Below are 16,156 nucleotides of genomic sequence, written 5' to 3'. Positions count from 1 at the left end.
GTGGCCAAACGCATCGACGGAAGGACTCCATGAGGCGCAGCGTCGCCGCGCTCCTGCTTGCGGCGGCTATTTTTGCCACGCCCCTGTGCGCGCTCGCACATTCATTGCGGCCAGGCGACCGGCTGACATACGATCTGACGATCGAAGCGCAAGAGCATCGCGTGCCGCCCAACGCCGCGACGCAGAGCGAGACCACAGTCGCTAGCGTCGGAGCGGGGACCGAGACGATCAGGGTCGACTCCGTGGACTCCGCCGGCGTTGCGCATGCCGCGATCGATCTTGACATTCAGGGGCAAAGCGCGGGCACGCCCGTCATCATCCGTACCACGCTTTCGGCGCTGATCACGCCGATCGGTGAGGTCCTCATCGCGCGCAGCGTGGATCCGCTGATCGACCAGGCCTTCGTGCTTGCGAATCAAGGCGTGCGCGACATCGCGAGGCGCAGGCTGTCCAGCGGAACCACGTGGCGCTCATCGCTCCGCGCGACCGACTACCCGATGATCATCGCATACGAGCGCTCCGCGACCGCCGCCGGAAAACTTCACGGACTGCCCACCTTCGCCGTCGCTTCGGTAGGCAGCGGTGACTATACGTCGGCAGACCCGTTCAAGCCGGTGCAAGCGTCGCTCACCATCGCGGGCACGTACTACTACGATCAGCTCGACCGTCTTTTCGTCGGCGAGGCGCTGCGCGACGATTTTCTCGTCTCGAACGGACCGCGCGGCTCGCACGTCGATTCGTCCACCACCATCAACATCGTGCTGCGCTCGATCGAACGCGCGAAGGCCACCGCCGCTCCGCCCACTCCCGCTGCGAGCGCCGCTCCCACGCCTTCGCCGACGCCGCTCGAGGTCCCGACCGCGGTGCCGACCGGGTTGGGACCGGCCCCGCTGCCCACCATAACGCCGAGTTATAGCTTGTGAGCCGTCCGCAAAACCACTCGCCGCTTTTCGCATTCGGCGTCCTGGCACTGGCGGTCGCAGCTTTAGCCGCCGCGGCGCCGCCTCCGCGTACGGCAACTGCATTCGTGCCCGGAAGATCTTTCGGCATCGGCGAGCAGCAAGTGTACACGATCGAGCAGAACACGAAGCTCACCGTGCGGTTCAGACGCCCGGATGGCTCGATCGACGTCAAAAATCTGGAATCAACGACGCGACGAAGCGTGGCCTTCACGGTCGAAGGCTTGAGCAGCGCGGGCAACCCGGTGCTCGCGGTCGCGACCGCGGTAGCGATAGCGAGCCCCGCGGCGGGCGCGGCGGCGACTCCAAGCGCGAGCCCAAAAGCCGTGCCCAGCGCATCGCCGCCGCCGAGTCCCGACGTCCGCTCAGATGGATCGGTCAACGTCGACGGCGGTCTCGCCGACCTCTCGCCGCTTGCCGGAGTGCTCGCCGGAGCCGCGCCCGACAAACTCGAGCCGAGCATGACATGGCGCAGTGAGGCAAGCGTAAACCTGCCGCTCGCGTCTCTCGCGCTGCACATGTCCAATACGGCCAACGCGCCGAGCGCCGATGGCCCGCCCAATGTCATCGGGGTGACGTCGACCGGCAGCGCCGACGTCTCGGGTTCGACGAAAATATCCGGCTACGGATCGACCACGCTGCGCGGCGCGGGCGCGGCGGTGATCCAGGCATTTGTGGACAAAGAGCGCGGGGTGTTGTTGGGCATGAGTCTGACGGTCGGCAGCCGCGGCAACGCCGCAAGCGCGCGCGGCGATCACGGCGGCTACGACCTGAACGCGCAGTACACGGTGAAGCTCGTGCGCTACGTCGCCGGTGTGTCGCCCGCATCGCCGAACGCGCAGCCCACATTGAACACGCTCACCAGGTTCGCATCGCCCGACTCCGCCATCTTTTCGGGTGGTGGCAACCCGAGCCCGCTCGCGCATCCAGGGCCGACCAACACGTTCTTCCTCTCGTCGCCCCAGCCGGCGCCGAGCGAAACGACGACCCCGGCTCCCAGCGAGAGCTTACCGCCTATACCCATCCCGCAATCGAGTGACGCACCGATGGCTTCGCCGCCTGCGCCGCCCAGCCCGAGCCCGACATGATGCAGCGGCCGCAGATGGCGCCGTTGATCTGGCTGATATGTATATTCCTCACCGCATGCTCGGGCGGCGGCGGTGCGATGACGAATGCAGGAACCCCGGGCTCAAGCGAGCCGATGCTTTATGTGACGAACAGCGCCACAGATCAGATCCTCGTCTTTGCCGGCAATGCGAGCGGTGACGCCGCCCCCGTGAAGCTGCTTCTCGGCAACGCGACGAAGCTCAGCGAACCGTACAACATCTCCCTCGATGTCTCGGGGCGGCTGTACGTCGGTAACACGCACCTCAGCACGGACGGCGTCACCGTCTATGCCGCCGGGGCGATCGGCGACGCTGCGCCGCTCCAGAACATCGCGGGGCCGAGCACCGGACTCTCCGAAGCATGCGCGGTCGTCACCGACGCCAGCGGCGACATCTATGCGGTCAGCAACCTCTCCAATTCGGTCGACGAGTTCTCGCCCGGCGCCAACGGAGACGTCGCTCCGATGGCGAGCCTCAAGGGCGCTAACACCGGCTTTGCCTATCCGAGCGGCATCGCGCTTGACGGCGCCGGCTCGATGTACGTCGCCGTGCACGATACGGACGCGATCGAAGTGTTTCCCGCAAACGCGACCGGCGACGTCAAACCGACGGCCGCGATCGCGGGCAGCAACACCGGGCTGAACGGACCGGAGGGTTTGACGATCAGCGGCGGCAAGCTGTACGTCGCCAATACGAACGGAAACTCGGTGCTCGTCTTTTCACTCAACGCCACCGGCAACGCCGCGCCGACGCTCAACATCGGAGGCCCGAACACCGGCCTGTCCACCCCAACGCAAGTGGCCATCGCGCCCAACGGCAACATCTACGTCGCCAACTATAACGGGAACTCCGTCGGGATATTCGCGCCGGCGGCGAACGGCGACGCCGCTCCACTGGCTGAGATCAAAGGACCCAGCACTGGCTTCAATTTCCCAGAGGGCATCGCGTTTCATTAGAATGGCTCTCACCAAAGGATGAACTCCACCGATCCCCTGATCTTCGGTCATGGCGCGCGCGCCGGCATCGTCGCGGTCGAGCCGGATCTTGCAGGCAACGTCGTCATCTACCAGCGCGACGGGCCACGCGTTGAGCGCAGCGTTGCGCCGCTGCAGTCTTGGGTGCTCGCGCGCAAGCAGATGGACGACAGCATCGAGCTCGCCGGGCCCCACCCGCTGCGCCATCTGCTCGTCAATTCCAGCGGACGGGCTGTCGAATTCGCGCACTCGCTCGCCAGCGATCAGCGCCTAGTGTACCAAGATCCGGTGACCGCGCACTTGACGCACAGCGGCGATACCTTTTATCGAGGGCTGGAATTCTCGCAGCTTCGCCGGCTACAATTCGACATCGAGACGCTCGACGTGTACCCCGACCGCGAAGACGGCGCTATCTGTCTCATCGCGGTGACCGACACCAGCGGCTTCGAGCGGGTCCTCGCGCTCGACGAATTCGAAAACGAAGGCGCGCTCATCGCAGAGTTCGCGCGCATCGTGCGCGCGTTGGACCCGGACCTTGTGGAGGGCCACAACGTCTTCAATTTCGATCTCTGGTACTTGGCGCAGCGCGCGCGGCGCCTCGATGTGCCGCTGATCCTCGGGCGAGACGGACGCACGCCCTTGTATGTGGACGAGAGCCTGCGCCGCAGCGTCCCCAACGGCATGGTCGCGAGGTACTATCGCATCGAGGGGCGTCAGATCATCGACACCTTCTACGGCGTCATGCGTTGGGACGTCGCGCGCCGTCTGCCCAACTACAAGTTGAAGCATGTGGTCCGCACGCTCGGCATCGGGGACGATGCGCGGACGCTCGTCAACGCCGCCAACATGCGGGCGCTGTGGGCCGATCCGGCCGAACGAGCCAAGCTCAAGGCTTACTGCCTCGACGATGCGCGCGACACGGCCCGGCTCTCGGCGATGGTCACCCCGTCCGAGTTCTATCAGGCGCAAATGGTGCCCGAGTCGTTGCAAGGGCTCGCGTTCGTGGGCATCGGAGGTCGCATCGAGCGGTTGATGGTGCGCGCGTATCTGCGCGCGCATCATTCCATCCCGCGACCGCGGGCGTCCATGCCCATCGAAGGCGCGCTCACAGCGGCTTTCGAGACCGGCGTCTTCCGCGACGTCGTCAAGTGCGACGTCGAGAGCTTGTATCCGTCGCTCATGCTGGCGCGCCACATCGCGCCGCAGGACGACGATCTTGATGTCTTTCTCCCGATGCTGCGCGGCCTGCGGGATTTCCGGATGCAAGCCAAGCGCCGCGCCGCGGCGGCAGGGGACCAGACCGGCGACGCGTACCTCGCGGCCGACGGGTTGCAGCAGGCCTTCAAGATCCTCGTCAACTCGTTCTTCGGCTTCTTGGGGACGAACGGGCTGCATTTCAACGACCCCGCCGCGGCGGCGCGCGTCACTGAGGCGGGCCGCGAGGTGATGGAGAAGATCGTCGAGGGGTTGCGCGATCGGGGTTGTCTCGTGATCGAAGCCGACACCGATGGCGCTTTTTTCACGGTTCCAGCCGGAGCGGATGCGCAAGCGATCGTCGGGAGCGTCGACTTGGGGCTCGGCGATGAAGCGCGGCTGGTCTGCGAGGAGCGCTACGACGCCATGCTTTCGCTCATGGCGAAGAACTATGCGCTGCGCAGGCTCAACGGCAGCGTGGTGCTGCGCGGCTCGGCGATGCGTTCCGCGCGCGATGAAGCCTTTGGGCGCGCGCTCGTGACGGATATCACCGTCGCGTTGATGGACGGGCATCCCGAGCGCGTCGCGGAGATCGTCAAGCAGGTCGTCGACAAGGTGCGGCAAGGCCGGCTCAGCCTGGACGAATTCAGCCGCCGCGAATCGATCACGCCGAAGACGTTCAGCTCGCCGGGCAACCGCCGCCTGGCGCACGCGCTCGCCGAAAGGGGGCTCGCCGTCGGCGACAAAGTCCGCGTGTATCAGCGGACGGGAGGGGAGCTAGCGCTGTCCGAGGAGTATGCCGCAGACGAAGATCGCGAGTATCTGCAAAAACGGGTGGTCGATTTCGTCGCGCGTTTCGGCAACCTCGTGCCGCCGGAAGCGAGAATGGCGGCGTCAGACCATCCCGATCAGCTCTCGCTCTTGTAGGACGACCTAACGTAGCGTTCCGAGCGAAGCTCGGAAGAACCAGCGGAGAATCGTAGTGACCCCCAACCCACTGCGCGTGGCGATCATCGGAATGGGCTTCGGCAGTCGCGTGCAATTGCCGGTGTTCGCGGCCCACCCGGAGACCCGCGTCGTCGCGCTATGCTCGGGGACGCTCGCCCGCGCCAAGGCCGCGGCCGCCGAATATCGCATCGAGCATTTCACGGACGACTACCGTGAGGCCGTCGCTCGGCCGGATGTCGACCTCGTCAGCATCGTCACGCCGCCGGACCTGCACGAGCCGATCACTATCGCCGCGTTGCGCGCGCGCAAGCATGTGTTGTGCGAAAAGCCCTTCGCTCTTTCCGTCCGAGACGCGCGCCACATGCTCGCGGCCGCCCGCCGCGCGAAGCGTTCCGGATTCCTCGACCACGAATTCCGCTATCTCCCGGTGCGGCGGCGCGCCAAAGACCTCGTGGATGACGGCTGGCTAGGGCAACTGCAACGCATCGCGATCGTCGAGGCATCCCCATGGATGGCGGCGAGCAGCATATTGCGCTTCGGCTGGCAGTCGCGCAGCAAGAGCGGCGGCGGCGTGCTGGGTGCGCTCGGCTCGCACCTCATCGACTATTGCCGCTGGCTCGGAGGCGAGATCAGCGAAGTGAGCGCCACGCTGCAGACCAAAGTGCGACAGCGCGAACGGGTCGAGGGTCCGCGCGGCAGCGTTGACGCCGATGATAATTTTTCGCTCCGCCTGGTTTTGTCCGGCGGTGCGCTGGCGTCGATCGACGTGAGCGCGACCGCCGGCGCGTCGTTCTCCTCGATCAGCATCTTCGGTTCCAAAGGTGCGCTGACGATCCGCAACGACGAGGAGCTATTCGGCTTGCGCGCCGGGCGCGATCCTGTGCGTGTGACGGCTCCTTCGCGCTATCCGCGTGAGTTCGCAGACAAGCACCGGCTGATGGGTCCGTTCTACGTCCTCGTCAGCGAGATGCTCGAGAGCCTTGAAGGCCGGCCATCTTCAGTGCCGACGTTTGAGGACGGCGTTCGCGTGCAAGAGGTTCTCGACGCGGCGCGCGCCTCATCGCGATCGGGGCGAGTCGTGCGGCTCGGCTCGCGACGGCGAGCGGCATGAGCGAGAATCCGAACGACCGCGACCTCGCGTATCTGAGCCGCCTGCACGGCGAGCCGGATGCGCTCATGCTCGAATTGGAGGCGCTCGGCAAACGGGACGAGGTGCCGATCATCCACCGCGAAGTCGGACGCTTCCTGTCGGTGATGACCAGCTGCATGCTGGCCTCGAACATCCTGGAGATCGGCACCGCTTATGGCTGCTCGACGCTATGGATGGCGCGCGCGCAGCCGGAGGCCGGGCGCATTTGGACGATCGACCCGGATGTGCGCCGCACCGACGTCGCGCGCTCGTTTTTCGAGCGAGCAGGCGTGGCCGAGCGCATCGAGATCATCAATCAGCCCGCGTTGGCCGTGCTCGGGCGCCTGCCGAAGAGGTTATACGACATCATTCTCATCGACGCTCTCAAGGAAGAGTATGCGGATTACCTGGAACAAGTCGTGCCGCTGGTGAAGCATTCGGGTCTGGTCATCGTCGACAACTTGCTGTGGTCGCATCGCGCGTCGCAAGCACCGGGCGGCGATGACGCAGAGGCCACGCGGGCCATCCGCCGCTTCAACGAGCTGCTGCTCGGCCATCAGAGTTTCAATGCGACGATCCTGCCCTTGGGCGACGGCGTCGGGGTCGCTGCAAAAATACGCTAGGGCGCACAAGAACCGGGTGTAGTGTTCCGAGCGAGCGACAGCGAGCTCGGAGAATGGAGTCTCCACACCATGCAGCGCCTTTCGCATCTGGTCGCGCTGGGTGCACTCACAGTCGCGTCGCTCGTCGCAGGCCTTGGCGCGCCGCGCGCCGTCGCCGACGTCCAATTGCTCTCTGCTCAGCCGGCCATCGCGGTTCCCCGCGAGGCCGGCCGTTTCGACTACATGACGGTGGACGGCCAGTATCGGCGGTTGCTCGCCGCTCACACCAGCAGCAACGATCTCCTCGTCGTGAACATGGATACCGGCGAGATCGAGCGACGCGTGCGAACCGGAGCGGGCCACGGCGTCGCGCTCGACGTCAAGCACGGCAAGATCTTCGTCGGCACAGAAGACGGCATCGTCGATGTGGTGCACCGCAGATATCTCGTCGAGAACGACCGCATCAGCGTGCCCGGCGCCGCCGGCGCAGTGACTTTCGATCCCAAGAACGACATGCTGTACGCGGACCACAGCGACAGCGGCGAGGTGTGGGTGATCGATTCACGCACCAATAAACTCCGCGGCGCCATCGAGATCCCAAAAGGGCCGGAGTATCTGGAGTACGATCCGGTCACCGACCGCGTGTACCAAAACGTCACGTCGGTCAACTCGGTCGTGGTGATCGATCCTCAGACCAACGCGGTCTCCGGCATGTGGCCGATCGCTCCGGCTAGCGATCCGCGCGGCTTGGCCATCGACGGAGCCGGGCACCGCTTGTTCAGCGCGGGCAGCAACGGGAAGCTGGCCGTCATCGACATGAACACCGGCAGCGTCTTGCAGGCGATCGACATCCCGCCGCGCGTCGATCAAATCGCTTGGGATGCAGGCTTGCAGCGCCTCTATTGCGCCAGCGGCCTTGGTCTGTTGGCGGTCATCGGCACTACGAGCGTGGGTTTCGGCCGTCTCGGCGACGTGACCATTCCGCGCGGCGCGCACACCCTCGCCGTGGATCCCAAGACGCACAACGTGTGGGTCGCGTACGGCGGCGATAACGCTGATTACGTGATGAAGTTCATGCCGCCGTCGCCCTCGCCAAACCCATCGCTGCCGCCGCCTGCGCCGACCCCAAGTTCAACCAAAATGTAGTGTTCCGAGCGAAGGCAGCAGCGCCATCTATCGCCAGCCGAAACTCGTGGCGATCCGCTTCCACTGGTCCACGTTATCCGAGCCTACGGGCGCCCACAACAAGAGCATCGCTTGTTTGTCGCCACGGACGAAGAAGTAGGCGCGGTCGTCAAGCCGGATGCTCCGCCCGGTGACGGTGTTCAGCTTCGAATCGGACGTGAAGTCGACGCGCACTACCTGGTGTCCGGAAAGCGTCTGCGGCAGGGCGTGCAGATTTCGCACCGCCTGCGCGATGCTGCGGATCCAGTCAAGCGCGCGCGCCTGGCTCGCAGGAGAGGAGGCGGCGGCATCGGCGCGCACTTCGATCCTCTCGCCGTTGTACTTGTCGCTGAAAGCGACCGCGCTGCCACGCGCAGAGCGGCTCCAACCCTCGGGGACGTCGACTTGATAGCCGCTCGGCGAGCTATACGTGACGAAGGCCTGCGTGTCCGGAATGTCCCCGACCACGAGGCTCTCGGCCGGCGCGGGCGTCGCAGGCGCTCGAGCAGCGGGGGCACAGCCTGCCACGGACACGGCCAGCAAGACCGCTACGAGAACCTGTCTGAAAAGCATAGACATTGCAGTATAGCCCATATTCCTGACTGTTGTAGTGCCGGGGCTTTAGCCCCGGAGATTTAATCCTCGCCCAAGTACGCCTTGCGCACGTCGTCATCGGCGAGCAGGGCGGACGCCGTGCCTTCCTTGACGATAGTACCCGTTTCCATCACGTAACCGCGCGAGGCGACCTGCAGCGCTTTGCGAGCATTCTGCTCGATCAACAGGATCGGCACGCCGCCCTTGTTGATGTCGACGATCACCGAGAAGATCGTGTCGACGAGGATCGGCGAAAGGCCGAGCGACGGCTCGTCCAAGAGGAGCAGCTTCGGCTTCGCCATCATCGCCCGCCCGATGGCCAGCATTTGCTGTTCACCGCCAGACAGCGTGCCCGCTTTCTGCGCGCGCCGCTCCGCCAGCCGAGGGAACAGCGCGAACACGTCGTCCAGATCCTTGCGCACGCCGGCCTTGTCGGTGCGGACGAACGCGCCGAGCTCCAAGTTCTCCAGCACCGTCATGCGCGGGAAGATGCGCCGCCCTTCGGGTACCTGCACGACTCCCATGCGCACGATGCGATCCGGCAAGACGTGCGTGATGACGCGGTCGCGAAGATGGATGCTCCCCTTCGCCGCTCGCACCAGGCCGGAGATCGTGCGCAGAGTCGTCGTCTTGCCGGCCCCGTTGCCGCCGATGAGCGCGACCACTTCACCCTCACCGACCGTCAAGCTGATGCCGCGCAGTGCCGGGATACGCCCGTAAAACGCCTCGACGCCCGACAGCGCCAGTACCTGCGCGCTCATGCGCCCTTCCCCAAGTACGCTTCGATGACGCGCGGGTCGTGGCGCACCTGCTCGGGCCGCCCTTCGCTGATCTTATCCCCATGATCGAGCACGTGGATATAGTCGGAGATGCCCATGACCAGTTTCATGTCGTGCTCGATCAGCAGCACGGTGACACCACGCGCGCGGATCGACTCCACCAGGCTCATCAACTGCTGCTTTTCAGCCGGATTCGTCCCCGCTGCGGGTTCATCCAACAGCAGCAGTGTAGGATCGGCGGCCAACGCGCGCGCGATCTCCAGGCGTCGCTGCATGCCGTGCGGCAAGTTTCGCGCCCATTCAGACGCGTACTGAGTCAGTCCGACATATTCCAAGAGCTCCATCGCGCGATCGGTGACCGCCTGCTCCTCGCGCACCGCTCGCGGCGTTCTCAGCGCTCCGTCGAATGCGGTCGCATGCATCCGGACGTGCCGCCCGACCATCACGTTCTCGAGCACGCTCATGAATGCGAAGAGGCGGATGTTTTGAAACGTGCGCATGGCGCCGGCCGCGGCGACCAAATCGGGCCGCAGACCATTGAGCTGCCGGCCATTGAATTCGATCGACCCGGAAGTCGGCGCGTAGATCCCGGTGATGAGATTGAACACGGTCGATTTGCCCGCGCCGTTCGGCCCGATCAAGCTGACGATGGCGCCCTGCTCGACCTGCAGGCTGAGATCGTGTACGGCGATCAAACCGCCAAACCGCTTCGTCACGTTGTCGAGCTGCAAGAGGGGCGTCATCTCTTGACACGCAGTTCGGCGCGATGCGAGGCCGTCGGGATCAGCCCTTCCGGCCTGAACAACATGACCAGCACCAAGATCGCGCCGTAGATCATGTAGCGGTAGTTCGTGAAATCGAGGCTCATCAGCGCCGGCAGATGCAGATGCGCGCCGAGCGCGTGCGTCCAATTCGTCGCCTGCGGCAGGATCAAGAAATTGAGCAGTGCGAGCAGCACGCCGCCCACAAAAACGCCGAGCAAGCTGCCCATGCCGCCCAGCACGATCGCCGCCAGAATGGTGACCGAGACCGAGAAGTTGAATTCGTCCGGGCTGATCAACGTCAGTTTCGCCGCATAGATCACGCCGGCCAGCCCCGCGAACGACGCGCCCATCGCGAAGGCGAGCAGTTTGGTCGTCGTCGTGTTGATGCCCATGTGGCGCGCGGCCAATTCGTCCTCACGGATAGCCATCCAGGCTCGCCCGATGCGAGAGCGCCGCAGGTTGTTGAGCAGCACGACGCACACCAGGATCGCGACGAAGTAGACATAGTAGTACGGCGTCGGGTTGAAACCGAAATGAAACGCGCCGATCGTGGGCTGATCGACGTTCGAGATGCCGTTAGGCCCGTTGGTGTACTTGTCGAGATTCAAGAACACTTGCGGCACGATCTCGCCGAAGCCTAACGTCACGATGGCGAGGTAGTCGCCGCGCAGCCGCAGCGTCGGGAAGCCGAGGATCACCCCGAACAGCGCCGCGACGCAGGCGCTCACGACGATCATCGGCCAGAAATTCAGATGCAGGTTGAATTGCGTCGACGCCGCCATCGCGTACGTGTAGGCGCCGATGGCGAAGAAGGCCGCATAGCCGAGGTCCAGCAAGCCCGCGAAGCCGACCACGATGTTGAGTCCGAACACCAGGAGCACGAAGTAGCCGGCATCCGCAACGGCTGACACGTGCGATGCGTTGCGATCCAGCAGCGGGAAAAGCGCGAGCAAGATCAGCCCCGCCAGCGCCGCAGCGAGCTGCATCGGCGAGGCTGTGCCGAACCCGAGCGGCAGCTCGACGCGCTTCACCAGCTTGTCACACCTTCTCCGGCAAGTTCTCGCCGAGCAAGCCGCTTGGTCTGAAGACCAAGATCAAGACCAAGATGGAGAACACCGCGACGTTGGTCCATTGGTCTGAGATGTATTGCGCGGTCATGGCCTCCACGATGCCGATGAGGAAACCGCCCAGCATCGCCCCGCCGATGTTGCCGATGCCCCCGAGCACCGCTGCGGTGAACGCCTTCAACCCCGCCTGGTAACCGTTTGTGAAGACCGTGGTGCCGAAGTACATCCCCGCGATGAAGCCGGCCACGCCCGCCAGCGCCGACCCGATGAAAAACGTCCAGGCGATGGTCGAGTTGACGTTGATGCCCATGAGCTGCGCGGCGTCGCGATCCTGCGCGGTGGCGCGCATCGCTTTGCCGAGCTTGGTGTTATAGATGAAGAGCTGCAGCAGGATCATCATGACGACGCTCACGCCGACGACCAGCAGCTCGCGTGCGTCGATGCGCACCTGGCCGAACGTCCATGCGGTGTTCGGTAGGAACTGCGGAAACGACACCTCCGCCGGTCCCATCCAGATCTGCATCACGTTTTCAAGGATGAACGAGACGCCGATGGCCGTGATGAGCGGCGCCAGCCGCGGGGCGTTGCGCAAACGGCGATATGCCAAGCGCTCGATGAGCACGCCGATGATGCCGCACAGCAGCGCCGCCAAGACGATGACGAGCAGCGCGATGCCGGCGCCCTGCCAGCCGCTGATGATGCCGGCCTGCGAGCCCACGCCGATGAGCGCCAAGAGTGCGATGGAGATGAACGTGCCGAGCGTGAACACGTCGCCGTGCGCGAAATTGATCAGCTCGACGATGCCGTAGACCATCGTATAGCCCAAGGCGATGAGCGCGTACATCCCGCCTTGGGCTATTCCGTTGATGAGTTGTTGGAGAAAGATCGCCACGCGGGCCTCGAACGGTCCGCCGCGCCGCTACTTCACGACCGCGAAGTTCTGCTGCGTGACGAACACCCACTTGTCTTTGACCGCTTCGTAGAACGAGATGATGCGATTGGTCGTGTCGCCGTTGGCGTCGAACGAGAACGGTCCGATGACGCTCGGGAAGTTCTTCGTCTTGGCGAGCTGCGCGCGTACCTGCTCGCGTGTCGGCGCGGTGCCGCCGTTGGCCTTGACCGCCTCGGCTGCGGCGTGGATGATCGCAGAGGCCGCCGCGTACGCGTTGGCCGAGTATGGTCCGACCGCTTGCTTGTATTCGGCTTGGTAGTCCTTGAGGAATTGCGCCGCCGCCGGCAGCTTCGCCGCATTCACCGAAGCCACCGTGACGTAGACGTTGTCCGCCGTGACGCCGGCATCTTTGAGGAATTGATCATCGCTGATGCCGTCGGCGCCGGCATACAACAAAGTGCCCATACCTGAGTCGGGCATCTGCTTGCGGATCTCGCCGCCGCCGGTGGATGAATTGCCGCCGAAGAAGACCATGTCAGGATGGGTGCCGGCCACTCGCGTCAGCAGCGCGTGGAAGTCATGCTGACCCTTCGTGATGTGATCGTGACCGAGCACCTCGCCGCCGAGCTTGCGGAACTGCGCTTCCCACTGGTCGGCGACGCCCTTGCCATACGTCTCGTTGTCGTCGATGATGTAGGCTTTGCGCGCCTTGAGCACGTTGTACTCGTAGGTCGCTCCCGCCGGACCTTGGATGTCGTCAGTCGTGCAAACTCGGAAGTAGGTGATGGTATCAGGGTGATCTTTGCGCATGCCCAGCGCATCAGGCCCCTTGGTGAGCGTCGGATTCGTGTTCGAAGGGCTCACCAGCGGCAGACCAAGGCTGTTCGAGAGCGGGATCTCCGCCCGCGCCACGTTGCTGTTGAACGGTCCCACGACACCGACGACCGCCGGATCGGCCGCAAACGACTGGATGTTCTTCGCGCCCTGCGCAGGATCGTGCACGCCGTTCACGGCGTCATCGAGCACGTCTGCCTCAATGGTGAATCCCGGGATCGCGTTTCTGGCATTGGCTTGCTTGACCGCAAGCTGGGCGCCGTATTGGGTAGGCACGCCGATCGAGGCGTCCGCACCGGAGAGCGGCAGATCGACGCCGAGCTTGATGACGTTCCCGCCGGCGCCCGCGCCGCCTCCGCCGGAGCAACCTGCGATCGACGCAACTACTGCCGCGGCTGCGGCAAGTGAAGCGAAACGAGAGGTCAGCGATGGTCCATGCATCGTGATACGTGCTCCTGTCGGTGACGCGGGAAAACGAAAGTCAGGTCGGGTTCGAGAGCGCGCAAGGCGCTCCTTTTAGCGCAGCGAACGCGTGCGCTATGTGCACGCTGCTCGTCTGGAAAAACGTTCATCCGGAGTATCCGGTCGTGGTGGCCACCAACCGCGATGAAGACGAACGGCGCCCGTCCACCCGCCCGCAGCTGCTCTCTCGCGATCCGCGCGTCGTCGGCGGACTCGACCAGCAAGCCGGCGGCACGTGGCTTGCGATCTCCTCACTCGGCTATGTGGTCGCCTTGACCAACCGCCGAGGCGCCGGCAAGCACGATCCATCAAAGCGCTCCCGCGGACGACTCGTGACGGACTTGGCCGCCCGAGCCGGCGTGACTGACGCGCTGGCGCGGCTGCGCGAGATCGATGCGCACGAATACAATCCCTTCGTTCTGCTCGCCCTCGATAGCCGCAGCGGCTTCGCCGCGCACGGTGGCGAGCGGGGACTCGAGATCGCTCCGCTGAGCGACGGCGTGCACGCCGTCACGAATTGGGATCTCGACTCGCAACGCGACGAAAAGGCGCGCCGCGCGCTGGAATTGGCGCGCGCATTTCCGCTGGCGACGATCGGCATCGGTGCGCTCGCGCCCGCGCTCTACGAGCTGCTTCAATATCACGAGGATGGTCCGGGCGGCCGCGACGGAGGGTTGTGCGTTCACCTGCCGGCGTCGCACTACGGCACGCGTTCCAGCGCCATCGTGCTGCTCGGCTCGTCGCCTGCGGCGACGAGGTACTATTATGGGGAAGGCCATCCGTGCGAAGGCGCGCTTGAGGACGTGACGTCCTTGCTCACGGCATAACAAGGTCGCATTCGCACCGCGCCGAAGACTTTACGCCTATGCCGCTGTCTCTCTCTCCCGATACCTTGATCCGCGAGGTCGTCGACACGTACAAGGGCTCGGAGGCCGTCTTCGGCGCGCACGGGTTGCCGTGCGCCGGCTGCCACGTCTCCACCCGGGAGAGCATCCGCGGTGGTGCCGCCGTGCATAGTCTGGATCTCGCGGCCCTCATGGCCGATCTCGAGCAGTTCGTCAAGGACGGCACCGTGCCGCCGCCGCGCCGCAAGTCGGGCGCGGCCGGCAAGACGCCGCCGATGGAACGGCAGCGAAAACCCGGCATCGAGCACGTCGTGGCCGTGATGTCGGGCAAGGGCGGCGTCGGAAAATCGCTCGTCACCGCGCTGCTCGCGATCGCGCTGCAGCGACGCGGCTACTCGGTCGGCATCTTGGACGCGGACATCACCGGACCAAGCCAAGCGAAACTGTTCGGAGTCACCGCGCGGCCATATCAGGGTGCCGACTCCAAGCCCCACCCGCCGGTCTCGCGCACCGGCATCGCCATCATGTCCATGAACCTGATACTCGAGAACGAGAACCAAGCGGTGATTTGGCGCGGGCCCATGGTCTCTGCCGCGATCAAGCAGTTCTATACCGATCTCGAATGGGGTACGATCGACTACTTGCTCATCGATCTGCCGCCCGGCACGTCCGACGCGCCGTTGACCGTGCTGCAAGCGCTTCCGGTCTCGGGCACCGTTTTGGTGAGCACGCCCCAAGGGCTGGCGACGATGATCGTGAGCAAGGCGATCAAGCTCGTGCAGCAATTGGAGACCCCGATCATCGGGCTGGTTGAGAACATGGCGTATTTCGATGACCTCGAAACCGGCAAGCGCTTCGAGCTGTTCGGAAAAAGCAAGGGCGTTCAGCTGGTGGTGGAGAGCGGTGCGCCGTTGCTCGCCCAGCTGCCGATCGATCCCGCCCTCACCCAGTTGTGCGACGAGGGCCGCGTCGAAGAGTATCAGTCCGCCGACTACGAGCACCTCGCCACGAATTTCCTCAAGGTGCTGCCGGCCCTCAAGCGAGGCGTACCCGCTGCCATCTAGGCTTTGGCCTGTGGCATGCCGGACTCTAGTCTGGCCTCTTGTATTAGCGCTGTTCGCCTGTGCGGGCGGCGACAATGCGGAACGTTCCACGCTGCACCTGCCGGTGTATCCGCGGGCGATCGCGCAAAGCCCACCGCCGGCTCCCACCGACGCATCCGGCACGCACGTCGTCGAGGTGTTCAGCGCGAGCGCGCCTTTCGACGACGTGTATTCATGGTACGAACAGCACCTGCCGCGCCAGACGCAGGCCGTTGAGAGCGCCGCGCGACGACAAGCCACCTTCGCGCTCTTCGACGATCGCAAGCGCACCGTCCATCTGGAGGGGCGCAACGACAGCGTGACGATCTATCTGACCGGCACGCTTGCGCCCTCCGCCGATTCCGTGAGCCCGGGCATCTCGAAGGTCATCGCGCTGCCGGTCTATCCCGGCGCCGAGCCCGCCCAAGGCGGCGGCGTATCGAAGAAGATCGGTTTGTACGAGGTGACCGCCGCGTACTACCACACGCCGGCTTCGCTCCAGCAGGTGAAAGAATTCTATGCGTCACGCTTGCCGAAGGGGAGCCTCAAGGCGTTCATCCCGTCAGGTGAAGGTGGCGTAGCCAATTTCGAGACGAAAGCCGGCGGAGCGCGCAAACAAGTCACGCTCTCCGCCGATGCTTTGGGTACGACGATCGCGCTGATCTCCACTACATCGCGATAACAACCGTGCGCATGTTCGAGCTGCCGTAAAAGTTCCGGTCGCCGAACACGAACATGCCGGGAGCGGCGGGCGGTTTATA

Annotated in this window: 16 protein-coding genes; 10 read left to right on the top strand and 6 right to left on the bottom strand. The window is 64.8% G+C overall.

Annotated elements, in window-relative coordinates:
• Positions 1–29: 29 nt before the first annotated feature.
• The 7 genes from VN934_00455 (at position 30) to VN934_00425 (ending at position 8,058) form a co-directional block, all read left to right on the top strand.
• Positions 30–923: a hypothetical protein gene (locus VN934_00455; GenBank protein ID HXM17261.1), complete on the top strand. Its 894-nt coding sequence runs from the start codon at positions 30–32 to the stop codon at positions 921–923.
• Positions 920–2,047, top strand: coding sequence for a hypothetical protein (locus VN934_00450; protein ID HXM17260.1), 1,128 nt, complete (start codon positions 920–922; stop codon positions 2,045–2,047). The genes VN934_00455 and VN934_00450 overlap by 4 nt, the downstream gene beginning before the upstream one ends.
• A complete protein-coding gene (locus VN934_00445; GenBank protein HXM17259.1) occupies positions 2,044–3,021 on the top strand; it encodes an NHL repeat-containing protein in 978 nt (325 codons plus the stop codon). Before VN934_00450 ends, VN934_00445 begins: the two co-directional genes overlap by 4 nt.
• A gap of 18 nt (positions 3,022–3,039) precedes the next feature.
• Positions 3,040–5,160 carry a 3'-5' exonuclease gene (locus tag VN934_00440; GenBank protein HXM17258.1) on the top strand — a complete coding sequence of 707 codons (2,121 nt, stop codon included), beginning with the start codon at positions 3,040–3,042 and terminating at the stop codon, positions 5,158–5,160.
• Positions 5,161–5,215: 55 nt separating this feature from the next.
• Positions 5,216–6,292 (top strand): Gfo/Idh/MocA family oxidoreductase, encoded by a 1,077-nt coding sequence (locus tag VN934_00435; GenBank protein HXM17257.1) that lies wholly within the window; start codon positions 5,216–5,218, stop codon positions 6,290–6,292.
• Complete coding sequence (locus tag VN934_00430; protein ID HXM17256.1) at positions 6,289–6,933, top strand: O-methyltransferase; 645 nt, start codon at positions 6,289–6,291, stop codon at positions 6,931–6,933. Before VN934_00435 ends, VN934_00430 begins: the two co-directional genes overlap by 4 nt.
• 69 nt (positions 6,934–7,002) lie before the next feature.
• A complete protein-coding gene (locus VN934_00425; protein HXM17255.1) occupies positions 7,003–8,058 on the top strand; it encodes a YncE family protein in 1,056 nt (351 codons plus the stop codon).
• A gap of 27 nt (positions 8,059–8,085) precedes the next feature.
• On the opposite strand, the gene VN934_00420 is transcribed toward VN934_00425, so the two are convergent.
• The 6 genes from VN934_00420 to VN934_00395 form a co-directional block, all read right to left on the bottom strand.
• Entirely contained in the window at positions 8,086–8,649 is a 564-nt protein-coding gene (locus VN934_00420; GenBank protein ID HXM17254.1) for a hypothetical protein, read from the bottom strand.
• A 62-nt stretch (positions 8,650–8,711) separates the two neighbouring features.
• Positions 8,712–9,431, bottom strand: coding sequence for an ABC transporter ATP-binding protein (locus tag VN934_00415; GenBank protein HXM17253.1), 720 nt, complete (start codon positions 9,429–9,431; stop codon positions 8,712–8,714).
• Positions 9,428–10,192 carry an ABC transporter ATP-binding protein gene (locus tag VN934_00410; GenBank protein ID HXM17252.1) on the bottom strand — a complete coding sequence of 255 codons (765 nt, stop codon included), beginning with the start codon at positions 10,190–10,192 and terminating at the stop codon, positions 9,428–9,430. The genes VN934_00415 and VN934_00410 overlap by 4 nt, the downstream gene beginning before the upstream one ends.
• Entirely contained in the window at positions 10,189–11,244 is a 1,056-nt protein-coding gene (locus VN934_00405; protein HXM17251.1) for a hypothetical protein, read from the bottom strand. The genes VN934_00410 and VN934_00405 overlap by 4 nt, the downstream gene beginning before the upstream one ends.
• Before the next feature lie 7 nt (positions 11,245–11,251).
• The gene (locus tag VN934_00400) at positions 11,252–12,172 is read right to left on the bottom strand and encodes a branched-chain amino acid ABC transporter permease (protein ID HXM17250.1); all 921 of its coding nucleotides are present in this window, start codon (positions 12,170–12,172) and stop codon (positions 11,252–11,254) included.
• A gap of 27 nt (positions 12,173–12,199) precedes the next feature.
• Complete coding sequence (locus VN934_00395) at positions 12,200–13,447, bottom strand: branched-chain amino acid ABC transporter substrate-binding protein (protein ID HXM17249.1); 1,248 nt, start codon at positions 13,445–13,447, stop codon at positions 12,200–12,202.
• A 98-nt stretch (positions 13,448–13,545) separates the two neighbouring features.
• Here VN934_00395 and VN934_00390 point away from each other — a divergent pair, with 98 nt between their 5' ends.
• The 3 genes from VN934_00390 to VN934_00380 are packed head-to-tail and all read left to right on the top strand — an operon-like array spanning position 13,546 to position 16,077.
• Positions 13,546–14,295, top strand: a complete 750-nt coding sequence (locus tag VN934_00390; GenBank protein HXM17248.1) for an NRDE family protein — start codon at positions 13,546–13,548, stop codon at positions 14,293–14,295.
• 38 nt (positions 14,296–14,333) lie between these two features.
• The gene (locus tag VN934_00385; protein HXM17247.1) at positions 14,334–15,377 is read left to right on the top strand and encodes a P-loop NTPase; all 1,044 of its coding nucleotides are present in this window, start codon (positions 14,334–14,336) and stop codon (positions 15,375–15,377) included.
• Between the two features lie 10 nt (positions 15,378–15,387).
• Positions 15,388–16,077, top strand: a complete 690-nt coding sequence (locus VN934_00380) for a hypothetical protein (protein ID HXM17246.1) — start codon at positions 15,388–15,390, stop codon at positions 16,075–16,077.
• Positions 16,078–16,156 lie beyond the last annotated feature (79 nt).

This window comes from Candidatus Tumulicola sp. (genome assembly GCA_035601835.1).
In the GTDB taxonomy this organism is placed as follows: Bacteria; Vulcanimicrobiota; Vulcanimicrobiia; order Eremiobacterales; family Eremiobacteraceae; genus DATNNM01.
Note: the sequence above shows the minus strand (reverse complement) of the source record. Positions and strands in the feature narration are given on the sequence as shown.